We start from the raw sequence: 15,470 nt of genomic DNA on the forward strand, positions 1-15,470 counted from the left end.
GATCAGCCCTCCACCGCAGTCTGGGCGGTGCCGCCGCCATCGCCTTGGGGCTCACCTTCCTCCACGTCCTTCGGCGGATTGCGTATTTCTTTCAGCTGCTCGGCCGTGAAGCGGGCCTTGGTCTGAAGAGTCGCGATGAGGTCCTCGGCGGACTTCTTGCGACTGGCGATGATGTCCCACCACTTCGGCAGGTTCGCGCTGAAATCGGCTTCCGAGTACAGCGGGAGCGCCTTCTCGGCCGCTTTAACCGTGCCTTCGATCACCCCGCGGTCCGGATCTCCGGAGCCCGGGATATCCATGATCTCTTCCGCGATGGGCATGCCGCGCAGCACGTCCGCGAACACGTCGCGTAGCGCAAAGGCACGTGCGCGCATCTGGCGCATGCGCTTCGGGTACTGCGTCCACGGCCCAGCCTTGCCGAGCAGGCCGGCCACCTTGGCCTCGTCCATGCTGAAGGTGCGGACCTCCTCGGCTTCGCCGCGGCGCTTCACCCGGCAGACCGCGGTATGGCCGTCATCCGCTTCGGAGATGTACTCACACAGCGGTGAGCTACGCACCAGCGCAATCACGGCATCGCCCCAAAGCGCGGGCCGGCCGTTGATGATCGCCAGGTTCTGCAGCGCTTGCAGGGGCTTCAGTCCCAGCTCGGCGCCCCACTGCATCGCAATTAGGCAATTGGCCGGCTTGCCCTTGAAGTCCTTCGGCACCAGGTCGCTGTCGGCCAGGTAATCGGCGAAGGTCAGGGCCTGTTCGAACGTCTGCGGGCTGAGGTCGAATTGCTGGCGCGGCTGGGGTGCCACCGCGACCTGTTGTTGCACTTGGGCATTCATGGATTTGGATCTCCGGCCGGCGTGACCGGCGTTGGTGGAATAGGGGTGCCGGTTACGTCTCCGGCGCGGGGCTCTCACCGCCGTACTGCCTCGGCACCTGCATGCCGGTGTCGATTCCCTGCTGTGCTTTCACGCCCAACTGTGTTGCCAGGGCTTCCAGGCGGCGGTCTTCCCCGGCTGCCAGCGGCGTTGCATCCGCACCACTCGTTGACCCAAGAGCTTTCGCTGGGGGCATGCTGTGAGGGCATGCCAGCACTGACGGTTCACTCCGCATTTGATTCCGCTGCAGGAACCGACAACCCGCCAGGAATGCGGTCAGGCGGCCTTTTGCTCGGTGACGTTGCGGTAGGGGTACTTCAGCGGGAACGGCTTGATGTAGCCGCCGAAGTGCTTGCCGATGGAGTCGGCGTTCTTAAACGCCTCGAACTCGGCCGCGCTGAAGTTCTCGTAGTGGTAGATCGACCCCGGGCCACGGGCGACACCACTGCCGCGCTTGAAGCAGATGGCCAAGGTGTTGGTGTCGGGGTCGTGGCCGATGCTGTGGATCTGCGAGGAATCGACGTCGATCAGCTGGATGCGGCGCGGGGCCGGCGTGGTGCTGGACATGTTGTGCTCCTGGGCGGAAAGAGGTGCCCGTCTTTCCGGGCTGTCAGCGCTGCGCTACAGGGGAGCGCGCAGGGCAGGGGGATCAGTAGCCGCTGCCGGCCAAGAAGCCGGGTTCGTCTCCGTGTTCGATCAAGAACTGGCGGATCGAGGTCATTTCGCCGGTGGCCACTTCGTTCTCGTCGAAGGCGGGGATGGGCTTGTCCAGGTCTTCATCGGAGAGTTCAACCGGATAGCCGACAGCGATATCCACCTCCTCCCCGCAGTGATCGCGGTAGACCCGGATCGCCTCTTCGGGGGAAGAAGCGGCGTAGAGATCGCTGTCGTCTACGGCATAGGCTTTCAGCACGTTCTTTCTCCTTGGTCAGGCGGCTAGGTCTCCCTGCTGCTGCGATTCTTCGTTGGCCTTGCCGGGCTGCAGCGTCAGAACGACGGATTCACGGATGAGCGCTTCGGTCAGCTCTGCCACTTCGTCCGGGTCGACATTTGCCGACGCCTTGAAGGACAGCTCAACGCTGCCGCCTTCCTTCGGGGCGATGACGAACTTCTTGAGCTTCACGTCGACCAGGAAGATCGGCTGAGTGCCATCCAACTCGCCGTCGATCTGGAGCTCGTAGCCTTTGAATTCATGGCCGACCTTGAGCGGCTCCAGGCTCGGGATCTTGATCTCGGTCAGGTGCTCGCCGATGGTCGGCAGCGACTGCTGCTCGCCCGCCTTGGGCTTCCGGAACAGCGCCTTGCGCAGCTCCTTGTCGAAGTGATCCAGGACCGTGTTGCCGGTGCTGGTGACGAAGGTGACGTCGACCGCAAGGGAGCGCTCGTCACCGTGCCGCTCGATGCGCACGTTGACGTTTCCGATCACGGCGGGGTTTTTGTCCAGATGGAACATGGGAACCTCGTAGGTTGGGCCGGCCGCGCCGGCAGTGGTTACTGCAGGTCTTGGGGAACGGCGGGGATCGTTTCGGCGGCGGCAATTCGGCGGCTGGCCAGCGCCTTCTCTGCGCGCTGCCATTCCAGAACGGTCTGGTAGACCGACGCAGCCAGCACGCCGCGCATCACCAGCAACGCGAAGAGGCTGTCGTGCATCACGGCCAGCACGCAGCCGGCGGCGGCGAAGCCGCAGAACAGCGCCCACATGGCCAGCGGGGCCAGGATCGGAGCAACGGGCCGGCTCACTGGAAAACTCCCTGCACCGCCAGCGTGCCGACGATGCCCAACACCAGGCCGACCACCCCGCCGTACACCATGAACTCGCGGGACATGGACCGGTTCTCCTTTTCGATGGCTTCTTCGAAGCTCATGCGGCCTCCGGTCCGGACGGGCCGGTGAACTCGTCCTTGAACTGCCGGCGCAGGCGCAGCGCGTTGTTGAGGACGGAGAGCCCCCGATTGCCCTCGCGCTGCTCAGCGTTCAAGCGGCGGAACAGCGGGGCAGGGTTCAATCCGGTGCTGGCGATCGCGTCCCGGACAGCGCGGAACTCGCCGATGTGGCGGACGTTGGTGCTCATGACGGCTCCTTGGAGGTCGTGATCTGGATGCGACGCAGGCCGGCCAGCAGCTCTTCGCTGACGTTTTCTTCGGTGCGAGCAAAGCGGCTGTCGCCCACGTCGAGCTGCTGCAGGTAACGGCCGGCGTTGGTCATCGGCTCCGGAGCGGGGCAACGGCCAAAGCCCATCAGGCCGCTGAGCAGGCTGAAGCGAGGCAGACGGTCGCTCACGCGGCACCTCCCTGGACGCGCGCGAGGGCGGATGCGGCGCGCCGCTCTGCCTTTCTGAGGGCGGAGTCCAGCATGGTGGAGGGGTACTGACGCATGCGCCCCATAAGGTCGTGATACGCGGCGTCGGCCTCGACGAGACCGGCGATGGCGGCGCGTGCTTCGACCAGGTTTTCAACGTTGCCGGTGTCGCCAGAGGCGCGGCAGTCCGCAATCTGGGCATCGATCACAGCCAAGGCGAAGGCGGTCATGCCGCGCGCTCCAGGTCGGCGTTGTCCAGAAGCAGCTCGCTATCGGCATGCGGCTGCTGCGCCGCGAAGGGGTTGATCAGGGCGCGGACGCGGTCGATCTCGGCCTGGCGCGCTTCGCGGCGCTGTTGCAGCGCCACGGTGGTCATACCAGAGCGGTCGCTACGGGCATCCCGTCCGGTCGGGACGATGTCGATCGCATCGCCCAGCATCTGCAACTGGTGCCGGCGGGCAGCTTCCCAGGCCAGCTCGCAGTCGCCGTCGGTGGCCCAGTGCGCACCGAGGTATGCGACTTCGCAGCCCGGCATGGTCAGCCCGTGGCTCAGCAGCTGGGCGGCGAGGATGGATGCGAGGTGACGCTGGAAGCGGATCTCCTCAGCGGGGTGGGCCGAGGGGTTGGAGTTGGCAGCGGGCTGGTCCATGACGGTCTCCGTCGCCCTTCCTCGGAGTGAGGTTGCTTGGGCGTTGCCGCATTAAACACCCCGTTTAATCCGCAAGTCAACACCATGTTTACAATTTGGGCAAAAAAATCCCCGGGAGGCCAAAGCCGCACCGGGGTTGGTAGATCAGAAGGTTGGTTCTATGACCGGCGGCGACTCAACGGAGGGGAAGGTCAGCCGGTATTTACGGGTCACTCCAGTTTCCACGAAGACCTCAGTGGAGCGACGGCGGGCGAGGGTGGACTTGGTGTTGTTAAACGAGCAAAGGCCGGGCCCGTCGATACCCGTCACCGTAAGCAGATGCCGCCCTGGCCGCAGGGCAAAGGACACGCTTTCTGCCGTGTTGAGATGGGCCGCCATCTTCTCGTCGACCATCACACCGAAAGCGCACTTGCTTCCGACCGCGCCGATGTCTCTGGTCACTACGACGGTTCCAGTTTCACTGCCCTGGTCCGGCAGAACAAACACGCGCTCGGCCGGGGCTGGGTGCACCGCCTCGGCGTCCGGCTGTTTCGTCGGCATGAAGCATCCGGAGATGGCAAGGGCTGCGATCGCGGCGACGGGTAGCTTCGCGGCCCGTGCAAGCAGCAAGGGTGTCATCCGAAAATCCCCTTCTTGGCCTGGAACTCCGGGATCGCCGGGTGCGCCGGCGTTCCGGCGTGATCCTTGCCCGCCAGAATGGCGTTCGTTCGCTTCTGCTCAGCCAGGATCTGCTGCAGTAGCCTCTTGATGGCGAATATCGCAAAGGGCACCAGAAGCCAAAGCAGGCCCAGTGCAATCCAGACAATTACCAGTGCGCCGCTTCCTGACGTCATTCTGCTCTCCTATTCAATGCCGACATCGAGGCTGCCCCTAACGAGCCCTGCGTCGTCGAAAGCAATGCCCTCGACCCGGCATTCTCGTCCGCGTTCCATCTTGACCAGTAAGGCATCGAGCTCGGCGTCGGTCAGGCATTCGACGATGCCGTGCACGTGGGTGGTCTCCTGCCTGACCAGCCACATCAGCCAGTACATTCGGCCGAGATCTCTGATCCTTGCGTAGAGCACGTCGCGCTGTAGCGCGTTCAGACCTGCTGGCTCGGCGCTGTCGGGCGTGACGACGGTCAACCTTCTCGGCCTCTTCCCTGTCCGTGCCCCCAAAGCCGAGGCAACGGCTGCCGCCATATCCTTCATCTCACGCTCGCTTACCGACATCGTTCATCCTCCTGATCGGAACTTGGCGATGACGTTGCGTCCAGCTGCAGCCAGGTCCTTGTCTCCTTCGATCCCCTGCGCCCAGCGCTCCATGACCTCCGCCGTGGCGACGTCGATCAGCCTTTCGCGATCTTCGTCGGGGATGGGATCAAGGACCATGTCGTTCACATAGTCGATCAACCTCACCGTGGTGGCGATGATCGTTCGCTGCAGTCCCGCAGGCTGAGACTGACTCGGACGCTCGCCGCCGACGAACATCGGCAGCGATCCTTCAAGGATCCATGTGGAGCTGATGCCCAATGCCTGCTGGGCTTTCGAGGCACCACCCGCGCTGACCCCCGTCGCCCGCGACTCCCAGTTCTTCACGGTCTGTGGCGACTGGCCAAGGGCGCGGGCCAGGTCGGACTGACCCCGGATCTGGGGATCAAGGCGCTGAGCAGCGTCGTAGAGACGCTTCATGGAGGGGTGCATAGAGGCCATGCGCCATTGTCCCGCCACTAAACACGGCGTTGTTACACGTGGTGTTGACTGTGGATTAAACATGGCGTGTAATGCCGTCATGAACGCCAAAACCCTGATCGAAGTGCATCCCGACGCCCAGCTGATCGAACAGCTGGGTGGACCGGCCGTTGTGGCTCGAGCGCTCGGCTTCGAAATGCCGGGTGGGGTCCAGCGGGTCCACAACTGGAAGACCCGGGGCATTCCTCCCCTGATCAGGCTCACGCGCAAGGACGTGTTCGAGCCCGTGCCGGCTGACGAGGCCGGGCAGGTGGACGTGGCCGCGTGAGCCACTGCTACGCCCCTTCCCAGCCGGCCCGTGCGTGTGGTGACCGCGGGCCGGCTGGGTGGGGCACCCCTTCCTTGAGTTGATCGTTTCCATGGCGCCCATCGTGCGCCGCCGACGCCCAGGCGTCTCCAATCGAGAAGTCCGCCCATGAATGTCACCGATGCCGCCTACGACACCGTCCATGAATACCCCGGCGGCAGCGAATCTCTCGCGCCCCGCATGAGCAAGGGCATGTCTGCTGCCACGCTTCGCGCCAAGGTCAACCCGAACACAGACCGCAACCTGCTGAGCCTGCAGGAGGCCGACGAGCTGATGGGAAAGGCCGGCGACTACCGAATCCTGCACGCCCTGGCGGCAGCACACGGCTTCGTGCTGCAGCGGGTCGACGCCCCGGACAGTGGTTCCATGATCGGCGCACTGCTCACCGCAGCTGCCGGCCATGGCGATCTGTCGCAGGTCATCGCCGAGGCATTGGCCGACGGCAAGGTCACCCCGAATGAGGCCGACGAGATTGGTCGCGTCTGCGCACAGGTCCAAGCCGCGATCGCGCAGGTTGGCCAGCACGCCGACGCCGCAGCGGAGCGGGGCGGGGTATGACAACTGCCCGCGTTCTGGGCGCGGTTACGGCACGCAATCGGCGCGCCCGTGCTACAGCATGGGTGTCCGCCCAACGAGGGGGACACCCCATGAAAGCAAGACCCGAAACCCTGCGGCAGCTGCAGTGCTGCTTGGACGTCCTCGCCCGCAGCGAGCCCATGACCGATGCCGAGCGCGTGGCGCACCAATGCCGCTGTGCGGACGAGCAGGCGAAGGCGGAGGCTCGTCGTGCCGGCCGCGCGGTAGACCTCCTGGGAGAGCTGTAATGGCGCGTATCCGCTCCATCAAACCCGAGTTCTGGTCCAGCGAGCAGGTCATGGAGTGCTCGCCGATGGCTAGATTGCTCTTCATCGGCCTGTGGAACTTCTGCGATGACGGCGGCAACCATGTGGCCAGCGCCAAGACGGTCAAGGCCGAAATATTCCCAGGTGACGATATCGCCTCGACAGACGTGCAGCGAATGCTCGACGAGTTGTCGTCGAATTCCCTAATCGCCTTCTATACCAACGGTGGCAAGGACTATTTGCACGTCACAGGTTGGAAGAAGCACCAGAAAATTGACCGTCCGACCTTCAAACATCCTTCGTTCTCGAATGATCATCGTCGAGCGCTCGACGAGTCCTCACCCCCGGAAGGGAATGGAGAGGAGGGGAATGGAGAGGAAGGGAAAGAGCATTCCTCGCTTCGCTCGGAGTCGTCCCCGCAGCTGGCGCTGACGGGTGACCCCACGGCACCTGCCGACCTCAAGGCTAAGCGAGCAGACCGGATCCGCCAGATCGCCGAGGACGCCCGTACTGCCTACAACGCCATCCTGGCCAAGCCACACGGCCAGCTGCCCGCCTGCACCCTGCTGAACAAGTCGCGGATCAAGACGGTGGAAAAAGCACTGCCGACGGTGCGCCAGCTGTGCCAAGCGATGTTCGGCAGCGAGAAGGTGACGCCGCAGTTCTGGGAGGCCTACTTCGAGACGGCTGCCGGCGACGACTTTCACAACGGAAATGGCCCCTACACTGCGCCGCACGGAAACTGGCGGCCAGACTTCGAATACCTGCTGCGCGAGACGGTCATTGCCAAGCTGGCTGACCGGGCGGCGTCGGAGGATGCAGCGTGAGCGGGCTTCGGGACGAAACGGATCGCCTGGCCGGCCTGTACGGAGACCAGCAGGCCCTGCGCCTGCCGCCGCACAGCGTCGACGCTGAGCAGGCAGTGCTGGGCGGCCTGATGCTGCGCCACCACGCCTGGGATGACGTTGCTGATCTGCTGAGTGCGGACAGCTTCTACCGGCATGACCACCGGCTCATCTGGCAGGCGATGGAGGCCATTCGCCCGATCGAGTTCGATGCGGTGACCATTGGCGAATGGTTTGAGTCGCGCGGCAAGCTGGACCAGGTGCGCGATGGTGCCTACCTGATCGAGCTGAGCTCCACCACGCCGTCGGCAGCCAACATCGTTGCTTACGCGGAGATCGTGGCCGAAAAGGCGAAGCTGCGTGCGCTCATCGATGCTGGGCACGACCTGATCGACGCTGCGTACAGCCCGGAAGGGCGCAGCGCGCTGGACCTGGTGGGCCAAGCACAGAGCCGGATCGGTGGCTTGCTAGACAACGAGCCCTGCGATCTGGAGCCGGCGGCACCGGTGATGGCGCGTGTTTTCGACCAGATCAGCCGGGCTTCCACGACGCCGAACGGGATCACCGGCCTGCCCGTGGGCATGTGGGACCTCGATGTGATTCTGGATGGCCTGCAGCCTGGCCGACTTTACGTTCTGGCCGCGCGCCCGAAGATGGGGAAGACCACGCTGGCGCAGAACATCTCGGAATACGTGGCCCTGCGTCTGGACCGCTCGGTTGCCTTCTTCAGCTTCGAAATGAAGCCCGAGGAGCTCGGCAAGCGGATGCTGTGCAACCAGGCCGGCATCAGTGGCAACAAGCTGCGCAGCGGCAACCTGGACGAGATCGACTGGCAGAACGTCACCGACTGGACGCGCAAGATCGGCGAGGCATCCATCCGCATCAGCCGCCCGCGAATTGCCAAGGTCCATCATGTCTGCGCACAGGTACGCCGCGTGAAGGCGCAGGATCCGAAGCTGGCTCTGGTCGTCATCGACTATCTGCAGCTCATGCACGTGTCCGGCGACAACCGCGCCTCCGGCATCGGTGACATCACGCGCGCGCTGAAGCTGCTGGCCAGCGAGCTGGATATCGCCGTGCTGCTGCTGAGCCAGCTCAACCGCGACGTGGAGAAACGCCCTGGCGACAAGCGGCCCATCGTTGCTGACCTGCGTGACTCGGGTTCGATCGAGCAGGACGCCGATGCCGTGATCTTCATCTACCGCGATGAGATCTACCACAAGGACAGCCGGTGGGAGGGCACTGCGGAACTGATTGTCGCGATCCAGCGCGACGGCGCGCCCGGCATGGCCAGGGTTCAGTACCAGCCGGAGTACTTCCGGTTCTCTACGCTGCCGGAATGGTGGCAGCCGAAGCAGACGACGGCCAATGAGGATAGCCCTGGGGCAGCGCCGCGGAAGAAGCGCTCCGGCCTGGCCGCTCACCTACCTCAAGCAGGTGCCGCATGACCGCGATGACCGCTGCAGCGAAGAAGATCCGGGCTAAGCACGCCCGGCGGCCGATCTACCTGACGGTAAAGAAGCTGGTGGACCCCGACACCGGCGAGCTGGTCGGCGCGCTGGTGCCGGCGCACGACGTCGATGCGCGCCTGCTCCGCGAGCGCAAGTACTACACCGGCCGCGAGGTTCGCGCGGAGCTGAAGCAGCCTCGGGAGGGCTGGCAGCACCGGCTGATCCACAAGATCGGGCACCTGGTCGTGGACAACGTCGAGGGGTGGGAGCAGCTGGACGCTCACGACGCAGTGAAGCGTCTGCAGCGCGAGTCCGGCGTCTGCTGCGAGGAGATCGAGATCAACGTACCCGGCGTCGGCCGACTGATGGTCAAGCAGGCCGAGAGCCTGTCGTTCGACGAAATGCAGCAGGACCGGTTCCAGGTGCTGTTCGACGGCATCACCCAGCACATCGGCAACCGCTACGCGCATGTCCTGCTGGACGACGTGCGCGCGGAGTTCTGGCAGATGGCCGGGCACAACAGGAGAGCGGCGTGAACGGATCAGTTATCACTACTCCCCAGAAAAGCGCGAATAGCGCTGAGTGCCATGCTGCAGCTCGTGGCAGCATGGTCGATTTGTCGTGCAAATTCATCCCGGTCTCTCCGAGAAAGAACGCCGTGGGAGATCAAATCTTGGGCGTCTTCAAAACTATTTATCGCTGTGAAGGCATTGCCGCCTGCGTCAGGCATGAGGTGAAACTCCTGCTCAAGTTCGCGAACCTCCTGAGGCGTTGCGAGCCGACCAATTGCCACATTTCCTACGGAGTCGCTTCCGTCGTTGAAGGCTTGTGCGCTTTCAAAAATCAGCTTCTGGAATCGTCCGAGTATCCGGTTCGCTCGCACATATCGAGCAACACGTTCTGCTCTCGCACGTTCAGCCAGGTCTTCCCTCGAGCTATGCCGCTCCCAGGCGGCTATCCCGATTGCCGAGAAGATAGCGACGACGCTCCCGACGGCTTGGACCCAAGCCGGCCAGTCAATGCCAGCCGTCTGGGCTGCGCAGTTGTAGATGCATTCCATGCGAGTTCCCCCGTGTTTAGGGGGCAAGCATGAAGCGCGGCCATTCCACCGGCAAGCCCACTGTCTCCCAGGAGGCCCGCATCGACTCGATCCTTGAGATCGGCTGCATTGTTTGCGATGCGCTAGGGCACGGGTACATGCCCTGCCAAGTCCATCACCTTCTGGTGGGCGGGAAGCACGGTCAGAAGCGGCTGGGCCACGACTTCACTATTGGCCTGTGCTCCTGGCACCACGTCGGCGAGCCAATGGCCGGGCTGAGCCACTCGGCCTGCGCTGACCGGTACGGCCCCAGCTACGCCCGGGAGCCGCGCCGGTTCCGCGAGGAGATCGGCCGGGACGACTACCTGCTCGACCTGCAGGACACCTTGATCGAACAGCATTTGAAGAGGACTTCATGGCGACCAGCCGCCTGATATTTGCAGTTGACCCGGGCCTTCGCGGCGCGGTGGCGGCCCTGGGCGATGGATTCCCCTGCGCAGTCCTGGACATGCCGACCATGGAGGTGGACGGGCGGACCGAGATCGACGCCCGTGCCATCGCAGTGTTCATCCGGGAGCAGCGCGCCGCGCATCCGGGCGCTGAGGTTCTTGCCTGCATTGAGCGAGTCCGGGCCATGCCGGCTCAGGGCCGGAAGCAGGGTGCCCAGTCGTCCATGAACTTCGGTGACAACTACGGAAAGGCTAAGGCGGTGCTGGAGCTCCTGGGCATCCCCACGATCCGCGCGGAGCCGCTGAGCTGGAAGCGCCGCTTCGGCCTGGTCGGCCAGGACAAGGACGCGTGTCGGCTGCTGGCCATTCAGCGGTTCCCTGCCGCTGCCCATTACCTGACCCGAAAAAAGGATGACGGACGTGCCGATGCGCTGATGATCGGCCTCTGGGCCGCGCACCAGGTGGCGATGGGCAAGGCCGCATGACGGCAGTCATAGGAGATCTCCGCCTGCAGAAGCGGTACCGCGCCCAGCTGCGCCGGCACGGCAGGTGCTGGGCCTGCCAGTTCCGGCAGCAGGTCGTCGATGCGTACCACTGCAAGGGCTACACCGAGCGGCAAGGCAGCTGCGACACCGATGGGCGGCTGCCCGTTTTCCGATTTGACCCCGAAGTACTGGAGGCCCTCCGCGATGCGCAACAATGATCCCTTGACCGAAGACCTGCGCCGCTGGGGTCGTGCCCAGGTGAACCGCTACGCCTTCAGCCATGCCGAGCGCGGCGTGCACGTACTGCAGCATGCCCGGGATCTGGCGCCCGGGACGCGGGAACGAGCGGCGCGGGAGCTGGTCGGGCGGGATGGAGGTGACCGCCGGCGCTTCATGGGTGCCCGGTCGGGGGTCGTCGGTATGCACACGCTTCCGACGTGGGCAGTCAGCCCGGTCCGAGCCTCGAACGATGCGGACAGGCCGCACGACAACCCCGAGATTGCGGTCGACCTGGGGACACCCGACGAGCTGCGGTGGGTGGACAGGGCGCTGGCCTCGATGCAGCGCCAGTTCCCGCTTCGGGCGCTGATTCTGCGGACCGAGTTCACCGTGTCGGCCAGCCAAGCAGTGAAGGCCCGAATGGTGGCCGAGCAGTACGGAGGCTCCTTGACGCTACGGCAGTATCGCTACGAACTTGGGAAGGGCATAGACTGGGCGAAGGGCCGCGCCGCGGCCTAGCGCGACAAGGAGATGTCATGACTAGCAAAGACGACGAGACTCCGGAAAGACTGCCAGACGCAGCCGCGACGAGGAAGAATGCGGAGTTAGGGCCCTGGCGTCGTTTCGGCAATCTGATCGTTGAGCCGTGGACGTTGATTCTTCTGCTAGTTTCGGTGTTCCTGTTCGTGATTGGGCAGAAGACGCTCGATCCAAGTGTTTCTGCACTCGTGCAAATCCTGCTGGCAGTCTCCTCCGGCGTGTTGGGTGCGAGGGTGACCAATCAACTGGAAACTGCTTCCGGGAAGAGCATTCTGGAGGCGAGGGGAAAAGTCGCCGTCCGCGGTCTCAAGTTGATGCTGGTCCAGACTGCAGCGTTCCAGAGGCGGCTGGGCCAATTCTTGGCGAACCGAGTACATATCCTTCAGCATCCGGAGGTCACAGAGCGAAATTATGAGGAAGCGATTGAGTTCTGTAGGCGCATCCAGGAAGAGGCGGCAAGCGCGATGGAGACCTGGGGCGACATTGTGCCCACTGCTGACCTCAGCTCGCTTATTGGCCGAATAACCGAGGCGGAGGACCAGCGGGATGCATTGCAAGAATCTTTAGAGCTAGCGCGAGCTCAGCTGGTTGATTCTGCCGGCAATGCGGAGGAGGCTGCCAGGCTGCGTGAAGTTGTCCAGACTCTCGAGGAGCAAGCTAAGAACTCAGATCGCAGGGTCAATAACCTACTGCACAATCTGGGGTACGCGCACCTTAACGATGCGGCCGCTGGCACTAGGGCTGCCGAGAACTTGGGTTTCCCCACGAAAGGAGTGATGAAGATTGGGGGTGTAATCGGGCGCAACAACATAGGTGGAGCGCTCGGGCGCACGGCTAGCAACAATCCGAATCTTGACAAGTGACGTCATGAAATGATTTGATTCTGTCACTGTCAAGAATTGTCCCTGAAGCCCCGGCCCTGCGTCGGGGCTTCTGCGTTCCTGGCCCCCAACACCGATCGATCACCGCGCGAACAGGCCCTGCAGCACCTCGCCGTGAGGCGACACGGGCCGGCACCGAGACCTCCGGGCGGAGGGTAGCTGGGTCCATGACCCCGGCGGTGCCTATCCAGCGGTGGTGATCGGCCTTCTACGCCCGCGGCCCCCCGGACCAACCACGTAGCCACGCACCAGCCGGTAGCGGGGCGGGCACCTATGCAGGAGACACCATGGTGAGCACCGAGACAGTCGCGGCTGCCATGGGCGCCGGCAAGTACTCGCAGGCGCTGGAAGACGTCTGCATCCGCTTCGGCATCGTGTCAGCGCTGGAGAAGTGCCACTTCCTGGCGCACATGGCGGTCGAGTCACAGGGCTTCACCCGCGTGCGGGAGAACCTTTCGTACAGCGCGCCGCGCCTGCTGGAGGTTTTCCCTGGCCGGAACGGCCTGACAACGCTGGCCCAGGCGAAGGCCATCGTCGCCGGCGGGCGCGATGCGATCGCCGAGGCCATCTACGGCGGCGCCTGGGGCGCTGCCAACCTCGGCAACACGCAGCCCGGCGACGGAGCGCGGTTCTCTGGCCTGAGCCTCATCCACCTGACGGGCCGAGCCAACGTGACGGCGTACTCGCAGGCGATGTACGGCGACGACCGGGTGGTGCGCGACCCCAGCATGTTGGAGAAGCTGCCCGACGCGGCGCTGGCGGCCGGCTGGTACTGGGTGTGGCGCGGTTGCGGTGAGCCGGCACGGCGGGACGACCTGCGTGGCAGCACCCGCAAGGTAAACGGCGGCCTCAACGGGCTGGCCGACCGGGCGATCAAACTGGCCCAGGCCAAGAAGCTGTTCGGCATCGCATGACTGCGGCAAAGAAGAAGCCGGCGAAGCTGTCGCCGATCAGCCAGCTTCAGGGTGTGCTGCTGGTGCTGGACAACCGCAGCGGCAGGCCGACGGCGGAAATGCTGGCCAACGTCCGCGAGATGGTCGGCGATGCCCTGTCGGTGCTGAATGAGCCTGATCCGGTAAAGCAGCGCATCGGCTTCGTGTTGCTCGCTATCCAGCAGTCCACCGAGGTGGTGGTTAAGACGCTTCGCGGCAAGCGCATCACCCGCGTGACCGTTGTTGATCAACCCCTCTACCACTGGGCTCTGGAAGAGATCCACGCACTGGCAGGTGCCACATGACCTTCGCAACCCGGAATATTGGCGCGGCCCGGATCGGTATCGCGCTGATCGTGATGGTGCTCTATGGGGTGGCGGTCGCGGTACTGGTAAATGTGGAAATCCCCCAGGCCAACAAGGACGTGCTCATGCTGTTGCTGGGCAATCTCGGCCCACTCATGGGCGCAATTGGCCAGCACTACTTCACCTCTACACCGCGTAGGAACCAGCCGTGAATCGGATCGGGATTGCGTTGATGGCACTCGCCATCTGGACTGGCCTGGTGTTCTGGGCCGGCTCCACTTTCACGGGGCGAGGTGCTGACCTCAAGGCGTCCAAGAAGGAGACGGCCCAGGCAACCGCGGTGGTGGACCAGGTGAACCAGACCCGCGCCACCGAGCACACCCAGGCCGCGACCATGGCCACCATCGGAGCGAAGCATGAAGAAGACCGCGCTGCGGCCCCGGCCGTCGCTGATGCTGTTGTGGCTGGGGTGCGCGATGGCACTCTCCAGCTGCGGAACGACCTCGCGACTTGCCATACCACCGTCCTGTCCCGAGCCGTCGCCGGCGCCGTCGAACGTGATGCGGGCGCCCAACTACGAGCAGAGGTCGCGGCAGACCTTGTTCGAATCGGCCGTGACGCCGATGACCAAGTCCGAGCCCTCCAAGCCGTCGTCGCCGCCGACCGTGCCGAGGTGATCCCGTGAGCCTTTCCGAACGCCTGCGGCGCATTGAGCTGCAGCAGGAAGAGCAGCGGCAGACCAGCGCCCGCTTGGAGCAGAAGCTGGATGCGCTGATCAGAGCACTGGCCGCCGAGGGCGAGGAAGAGCCGCAGGCTCCCGGCACCAGCCTGGACGGTGATGCGCTTCCGGGTGAGCGGAACCAGTCGCAGAGCTTGGGCTGATGGCTATCGTCACGATCATCCCGCCACCGGCGGACGAAGGCTCGGGAGTCACGTGGACCCAGGGTACGAAGGTGCTGGTGGACGGGCAGGAGCTCAAGGGCGTCACCCGCGTGGTGCTGGTGGCGGAAGTCGGCGACGTGTGGCGCGCTCGTATCGAGTGCATGGCCCAGGTGCAGGCTATGCCCGGCATGTGGGTTGAGGTGCACGAAGGGCCCCGGCTGACCTGGTGGCGTCGCCTGCTGCTGAGGCTGGCTGGTGTCAGCGTGGATACCACGGACCTTGGCAGCGCCGCGCGGACGTACGAGAAGCCCTGATGGTTCGCCTGCGGATGTTGGCCCCGAGAGTGGAGAGCCTGCCTGCCCGGGTCCAGACCATGGCGCAGGTGGTACCCACCTATGGCCACGGGCGAGGCGGCAGACCGTGGCGCCGAAAGCGTGAGGCGGTGTTGAAGCGGGATGGGTATCTCTGCCAGCCGTGTAAGCGGGCAGGGCGCATCACCGAGGCAACAGAGGTGGACCACGTGGTCAACTTGGCCGAGGGTGGGACCGATGACGACACCAACCTTCAGGGCATCTGCACCGACTGCCATAAGGTGAAGACCCAGGCCGAAGCACAGCGCGGCGCCCAGAGATCGTGGTGATGGCTGCATGCCTCGCCTGCGACCAAAACATAGGGGCAAACGTGTCCGGGGGGGAGGGGAAACAATTCCAGACCCTTACCTCGGACACCGGCCGCCCCCTCATTCGT

The 15,470-nt window shown here is 64.4% G+C and carries 32 protein-coding genes; 17 read left to right on the forward strand and 15 right to left on the reverse strand.

Going from position 1 to position 15,470, the window contains the following annotated elements; all coding sequences use genetic code 11:
• Positions 1-2 precede the first annotated feature (2 nt).
• From ACQG3P_RS13550 to ACQG3P_RS13615, 14 genes are all read right to left on the reverse strand, one after another.
• Complete coding sequence (locus tag ACQG3P_RS13550; RefSeq protein ID WP_426805345.1) at positions 3-830, reverse strand: recombinase RecT; 828 nt, start codon at positions 828-830, stop codon at positions 3-5.
• 315 nt (positions 831-1,145) lie between these two features.
• Positions 1,146-1,436 (reverse strand): KTSC domain-containing protein, encoded by a 291-nt coding sequence (locus tag ACQG3P_RS13555; protein WP_426805346.1) that lies wholly within the window; start codon positions 1,434-1,436, stop codon positions 1,146-1,148.
• 82 nt (positions 1,437-1,518) lie between these two features.
• Entirely contained in the window at positions 1,519-1,782 is a 264-nt protein-coding gene (locus ACQG3P_RS13560) for a hypothetical protein (protein WP_426805347.1), read from the reverse strand.
• 15 nt (positions 1,783-1,797) lie between these two features.
• Complete coding sequence (locus ACQG3P_RS13565) at positions 1,798-2,322, reverse strand: hypothetical protein (RefSeq protein WP_426805348.1); 525 nt, start codon at positions 2,320-2,322, stop codon at positions 1,798-1,800.
• Between the two features lie 38 nt (positions 2,323-2,360).
• Positions 2,361-2,609, reverse strand: coding sequence for a hypothetical protein (locus ACQG3P_RS13570; protein WP_426805349.1), 249 nt, complete (start codon positions 2,607-2,609; stop codon positions 2,361-2,363).
• Positions 2,606-2,734, reverse strand: coding sequence for a hypothetical protein (locus tag ACQG3P_RS13575; protein WP_426805350.1), 129 nt, complete (start codon positions 2,732-2,734; stop codon positions 2,606-2,608). The genes ACQG3P_RS13570 and ACQG3P_RS13575 overlap by 4 nt, the downstream gene beginning before the upstream one ends.
• Positions 2,731-2,940, reverse strand: coding sequence for a hypothetical protein (locus ACQG3P_RS13580; protein ID WP_426805351.1), 210 nt, complete (start codon positions 2,938-2,940; stop codon positions 2,731-2,733). The genes ACQG3P_RS13575 and ACQG3P_RS13580 overlap by 4 nt, the downstream gene beginning before the upstream one ends.
• Positions 2,937-3,149, reverse strand: a complete 213-nt coding sequence (locus ACQG3P_RS13585; RefSeq protein WP_426805352.1) for a hypothetical protein — start codon at positions 3,147-3,149, stop codon at positions 2,937-2,939. The genes ACQG3P_RS13580 and ACQG3P_RS13585 overlap by 4 nt, the downstream gene beginning before the upstream one ends.
• A complete protein-coding gene (locus tag ACQG3P_RS13590) occupies positions 3,146-3,397 on the reverse strand; it encodes a hypothetical protein (RefSeq protein WP_426805353.1) in 252 nt (83 codons plus the stop codon). Before ACQG3P_RS13590 ends, ACQG3P_RS13585 begins: the two co-directional genes overlap by 4 nt.
• On the reverse strand, positions 3,394-3,816 hold the full coding sequence (locus ACQG3P_RS13595; protein ID WP_426805354.1) for a hypothetical protein: 423 nt from the start codon (positions 3,814-3,816) through the stop codon (positions 3,394-3,396). The genes ACQG3P_RS13590 and ACQG3P_RS13595 overlap by 4 nt, the downstream gene beginning before the upstream one ends.
• A gap of 144 nt (positions 3,817-3,960) precedes the next feature.
• Positions 3,961-4,434 (reverse strand): hypothetical protein, encoded by a 474-nt coding sequence (locus ACQG3P_RS13600; protein ID WP_426805355.1) that lies wholly within the window; start codon positions 4,432-4,434, stop codon positions 3,961-3,963.
• Positions 4,431-4,649 carry a hypothetical protein gene (locus tag ACQG3P_RS13605; protein ID WP_426805356.1) on the reverse strand — a complete coding sequence of 73 codons (219 nt, stop codon included), beginning with the start codon at positions 4,647-4,649 and terminating at the stop codon, positions 4,431-4,433. The genes ACQG3P_RS13600 and ACQG3P_RS13605 overlap by 4 nt, the downstream gene beginning before the upstream one ends.
• A 9-nt stretch (positions 4,650-4,658) precedes the next feature.
• A complete protein-coding gene (locus tag ACQG3P_RS13610) occupies positions 4,659-5,027 on the reverse strand; it encodes a hypothetical protein (RefSeq protein ID WP_426805357.1) in 369 nt (122 codons plus the stop codon).
• A 3-nt stretch (positions 5,028-5,030) separates the two neighbouring features.
• On the reverse strand, positions 5,031-5,486 hold the full coding sequence (locus ACQG3P_RS13615) for a helix-turn-helix domain-containing protein (RefSeq protein ID WP_426805358.1): 456 nt from the start codon (positions 5,484-5,486) through the stop codon (positions 5,031-5,033).
• 100 nt (positions 5,487-5,586) lie between these two features.
• On the opposite strand from ACQG3P_RS13615, the gene ACQG3P_RS13620 reads away from it, so the two are divergent.
• The 6 genes from ACQG3P_RS13620 to ACQG3P_RS13645 all read left to right on the forward strand — a co-directional run bounded on the left by ACQG3P_RS13620 (position 5,587) and on the right by ACQG3P_RS13645 (position 9,527).
• Positions 5,587-5,814 carry a hypothetical protein gene (locus ACQG3P_RS13620; RefSeq protein ID WP_426805359.1) on the forward strand — a complete coding sequence of 76 codons (228 nt, stop codon included), beginning with the start codon at positions 5,587-5,589 and terminating at the stop codon, positions 5,812-5,814.
• A 147-nt stretch (positions 5,815-5,961) separates the two neighbouring features.
• A complete protein-coding gene (locus ACQG3P_RS13625; RefSeq protein WP_426805360.1) occupies positions 5,962-6,411 on the forward strand; it encodes a phage regulatory CII family protein in 450 nt (149 codons plus the stop codon).
• An 89-nt stretch (positions 6,412-6,500) separates the two neighbouring features.
• Positions 6,501-6,677 carry a hypothetical protein gene (locus ACQG3P_RS13630; RefSeq protein WP_426805361.1) on the forward strand — a complete coding sequence of 59 codons (177 nt, stop codon included), beginning with the start codon at positions 6,501-6,503 and terminating at the stop codon, positions 6,675-6,677.
• The gene (locus tag ACQG3P_RS13635) at positions 6,677-7,522 is read left to right on the forward strand and encodes a hypothetical protein (protein WP_426805362.1); all 846 of its coding nucleotides are present in this window, start codon (positions 6,677-6,679) and stop codon (positions 7,520-7,522) included. The genes ACQG3P_RS13630 and ACQG3P_RS13635 overlap by 1 nt, the downstream gene beginning before the upstream one ends.
• The gene (dnaB, locus tag ACQG3P_RS13640; protein WP_426805363.1) at positions 7,519-8,988 is read left to right on the forward strand and encodes a replicative DNA helicase; all 1,470 of its coding nucleotides are present in this window, start codon (positions 7,519-7,521) and stop codon (positions 8,986-8,988) included. Before ACQG3P_RS13635 ends, dnaB begins: the two co-directional genes overlap by 4 nt.
• The gene (locus ACQG3P_RS13645; RefSeq protein WP_426805364.1) at positions 8,985-9,527 is read left to right on the forward strand and encodes a hypothetical protein; all 543 of its coding nucleotides are present in this window, start codon (positions 8,985-8,987) and stop codon (positions 9,525-9,527) included. The genes dnaB and ACQG3P_RS13645 overlap by 4 nt, the downstream gene beginning before the upstream one ends.
• A 5-nt stretch (positions 9,528-9,532) precedes the next feature.
• Here the strand turns inward: ACQG3P_RS13645 and ACQG3P_RS13650 are convergent, their stop codons facing one another.
• Positions 9,533-10,051, reverse strand: coding sequence for a hypothetical protein (locus tag ACQG3P_RS13650; RefSeq protein ID WP_426805365.1), 519 nt, complete (start codon positions 10,049-10,051; stop codon positions 9,533-9,535).
• Positions 10,052-10,080: 29 nt separating this feature from the next.
• Here ACQG3P_RS13650 and ACQG3P_RS13655 point away from each other — a divergent pair, with 29 nt between their 5' ends.
• The 11 genes from ACQG3P_RS13655 to ACQG3P_RS13705 all read left to right on the forward strand — a co-directional run bounded on the left by ACQG3P_RS13655 (position 10,081) and on the right by ACQG3P_RS13705 (position 15,363).
• Entirely contained in the window at positions 10,081-10,464 is a 384-nt protein-coding gene (locus tag ACQG3P_RS13655; RefSeq protein ID WP_426805366.1) for a Ref family recombination enhancement nuclease, read from the forward strand.
• Positions 10,446-10,964: a hypothetical protein gene (locus ACQG3P_RS13660; RefSeq protein ID WP_426805367.1), complete on the forward strand. Its 519-nt coding sequence runs from the start codon at positions 10,446-10,448 to the stop codon at positions 10,962-10,964. Before ACQG3P_RS13655 ends, ACQG3P_RS13660 begins: the two co-directional genes overlap by 19 nt.
• A gap of 204 nt (positions 10,965-11,168) precedes the next feature.
• The gene (locus ACQG3P_RS13665; RefSeq protein ID WP_426805368.1) at positions 11,169-11,702 is read left to right on the forward strand and encodes a hypothetical protein; all 534 of its coding nucleotides are present in this window, start codon (positions 11,169-11,171) and stop codon (positions 11,700-11,702) included.
• Between the two features lie 17 nt (positions 11,703-11,719).
• Positions 11,720-12,586 carry a hypothetical protein gene (locus tag ACQG3P_RS13670; protein ID WP_426805369.1) on the forward strand — a complete coding sequence of 289 codons (867 nt, stop codon included), beginning with the start codon at positions 11,720-11,722 and terminating at the stop codon, positions 12,584-12,586.
• Between the two features lie 305 nt (positions 12,587-12,891).
• Positions 12,892-13,518 (forward strand): glycoside hydrolase family 19 protein, encoded by a 627-nt coding sequence (locus ACQG3P_RS13675; RefSeq protein WP_426805370.1) that lies wholly within the window; start codon positions 12,892-12,894, stop codon positions 13,516-13,518.
• Positions 13,515-13,841, forward strand: coding sequence for a hypothetical protein (locus ACQG3P_RS13680; RefSeq protein WP_426805371.1), 327 nt, complete (start codon positions 13,515-13,517; stop codon positions 13,839-13,841). The genes ACQG3P_RS13675 and ACQG3P_RS13680 overlap by 4 nt, the downstream gene beginning before the upstream one ends.
• A complete protein-coding gene (locus tag ACQG3P_RS13685; RefSeq protein ID WP_426805372.1) occupies positions 13,838-14,053 on the forward strand; it encodes a hypothetical protein in 216 nt (71 codons plus the stop codon). Before ACQG3P_RS13680 ends, ACQG3P_RS13685 begins: the two co-directional genes overlap by 4 nt.
• A complete protein-coding gene (locus ACQG3P_RS13690; protein WP_426805373.1) occupies positions 14,050-14,526 on the forward strand; it encodes a lysis system i-spanin subunit Rz in 477 nt (158 codons plus the stop codon). The genes ACQG3P_RS13685 and ACQG3P_RS13690 overlap by 4 nt, the downstream gene beginning before the upstream one ends.
• Positions 14,523-14,723: a hypothetical protein gene (locus ACQG3P_RS13695; RefSeq protein WP_426805374.1), complete on the forward strand. Its 201-nt coding sequence runs from the start codon at positions 14,523-14,525 to the stop codon at positions 14,721-14,723. Before ACQG3P_RS13690 ends, ACQG3P_RS13695 begins: the two co-directional genes overlap by 4 nt.
• Positions 14,723-15,037, forward strand: coding sequence for a hypothetical protein (locus tag ACQG3P_RS13700; protein ID WP_426805375.1), 315 nt, complete (start codon positions 14,723-14,725; stop codon positions 15,035-15,037). Before ACQG3P_RS13695 ends, ACQG3P_RS13700 begins: the two co-directional genes overlap by 1 nt.
• A gap of 59 nt (positions 15,038-15,096) precedes the next feature.
• Entirely contained in the window at positions 15,097-15,363 is a 267-nt protein-coding gene (locus ACQG3P_RS13705; protein ID WP_426805376.1) for an HNH endonuclease, read from the forward strand.
• Positions 15,364-15,470: the final 107 nt, after the last annotated feature.

The sequence above is a fragment of the Stenotrophomonas sp. SrG genome (assembly GCF_050031795.1).
GTDB lineage: Bacteria > Pseudomonadota > Gammaproteobacteria > Xanthomonadales > Xanthomonadaceae > Stenotrophomonas > Stenotrophomonas rhizophila_A.

What these genes read in the sequence shown, in the direction of transcription:
- ACQG3P_RS13550 (WP_426805345.1), bottom strand. Translation starts at nt 830, where the DNA reads ATGAATGCCCAAGTGCAACAACAGGTCGCGGTGGCACCCCAGCCGCGC.
- ACQG3P_RS13555 (WP_426805346.1), bottom strand. Translation starts at nt 1,436, where the DNA reads ATGTCCAGCACCACGCCGGCCCCGCGCCGCATCCAGCTGATCGACGTC.
- ACQG3P_RS13565 (WP_426805348.1), bottom strand. Translation starts at nt 2,322, where the DNA reads ATGTTCCATCTGGACAAAAACCCCGCCGTGATCGGAAACGTCAACGTG.
- ACQG3P_RS13575 (WP_426805350.1), bottom strand. Translation starts at nt 2,734, where the DNA reads ATGAGCTTCGAAGAAGCCATCGAAAAGGAGAACCGGTCCATGTCCCGC.
- ACQG3P_RS13580 (WP_426805351.1), bottom strand. Translation starts at nt 2,940, where the DNA reads ATGAGCACCAACGTCCGCCACATCGGCGAGTTCCGCGCTGTCCGGGAC.
- ACQG3P_RS13590 (WP_426805353.1), bottom strand. Translation starts at nt 3,397, where the DNA reads ATGACCGCCTTCGCCTTGGCTGTGATCGATGCCCAGATTGCGGACTGC.
- ACQG3P_RS13595 (WP_426805354.1), bottom strand. Translation starts at nt 3,816, where the DNA reads ATGGACCAGCCCGCTGCCAACTCCAACCCCTCGGCCCACCCCGCTGAG.
- ACQG3P_RS13600 (WP_426805355.1), bottom strand. Translation starts at nt 4,434, where the DNA reads ATGACACCCTTGCTGCTTGCACGGGCCGCGAAGCTACCCGTCGCCGCG.
- ACQG3P_RS13605 (WP_426805356.1), bottom strand. Translation starts at nt 4,649, where the DNA reads ATGACGTCAGGAAGCGGCGCACTGGTAATTGTCTGGATTGCACTGGGC.
- ACQG3P_RS13610 (WP_426805357.1), bottom strand. Translation starts at nt 5,027, where the DNA reads ATGTCGGTAAGCGAGCGTGAGATGAAGGATATGGCGGCAGCCGTTGCC.
- ACQG3P_RS13615 (WP_426805358.1), bottom strand. Translation starts at nt 5,486, where the DNA reads ATGAAGCGTCTCTACGACGCTGCTCAGCGCCTTGATCCCCAGATCCGG.
- ACQG3P_RS13620 (WP_426805359.1), top strand. Translation starts at nt 5,587, where the DNA reads ATGAACGCCAAAACCCTGATCGAAGTGCATCCCGACGCCCAGCTGATC.
- ACQG3P_RS13625 (WP_426805360.1), top strand. Translation starts at nt 5,962, where the DNA reads ATGAATGTCACCGATGCCGCCTACGACACCGTCCATGAATACCCCGGC.
- ACQG3P_RS13630 (WP_426805361.1), top strand. Translation starts at nt 6,501, where the DNA reads ATGAAAGCAAGACCCGAAACCCTGCGGCAGCTGCAGTGCTGCTTGGAC.
- ACQG3P_RS13635 (WP_426805362.1), top strand. Translation starts at nt 6,677, where the DNA reads ATGGCGCGTATCCGCTCCATCAAACCCGAGTTCTGGTCCAGCGAGCAG.
- ACQG3P_RS13645 (WP_426805364.1), top strand. Translation starts at nt 8,985, where the DNA reads ATGACCGCGATGACCGCTGCAGCGAAGAAGATCCGGGCTAAGCACGCC.
- ACQG3P_RS13650 (WP_426805365.1), bottom strand. Translation starts at nt 10,051, where the DNA reads ATGGAATGCATCTACAACTGCGCAGCCCAGACGGCTGGCATTGACTGG.
- ACQG3P_RS13655 (WP_426805366.1), top strand. Translation starts at nt 10,081, where the DNA reads ATGAAGCGCGGCCATTCCACCGGCAAGCCCACTGTCTCCCAGGAGGCC.
- ACQG3P_RS13660 (WP_426805367.1), top strand. Translation starts at nt 10,446, where the DNA reads ATGGCGACCAGCCGCCTGATATTTGCAGTTGACCCGGGCCTTCGCGGC.
- ACQG3P_RS13665 (WP_426805368.1), top strand. Translation starts at nt 11,169, where the DNA reads ATGCGCAACAATGATCCCTTGACCGAAGACCTGCGCCGCTGGGGTCGT.
- ACQG3P_RS13670 (WP_426805369.1), top strand. Translation starts at nt 11,720, where the DNA reads ATGACTAGCAAAGACGACGAGACTCCGGAAAGACTGCCAGACGCAGCC.
- ACQG3P_RS13675 (WP_426805370.1), top strand. Translation starts at nt 12,892, where the DNA reads ATGGTGAGCACCGAGACAGTCGCGGCTGCCATGGGCGCCGGCAAGTAC.
- ACQG3P_RS13680 (WP_426805371.1), top strand. Translation starts at nt 13,515, where the DNA reads ATGACTGCGGCAAAGAAGAAGCCGGCGAAGCTGTCGCCGATCAGCCAG.
- ACQG3P_RS13685 (WP_426805372.1), top strand. Translation starts at nt 13,838, where the DNA reads ATGACCTTCGCAACCCGGAATATTGGCGCGGCCCGGATCGGTATCGCG.
- ACQG3P_RS13700 (WP_426805375.1), top strand. Translation starts at nt 14,723, where the DNA reads ATGGCTATCGTCACGATCATCCCGCCACCGGCGGACGAAGGCTCGGGA.
- ACQG3P_RS13705 (WP_426805376.1), top strand. Translation starts at nt 15,097, where the DNA reads ATGGCGCAGGTGGTACCCACCTATGGCCACGGGCGAGGCGGCAGACCG.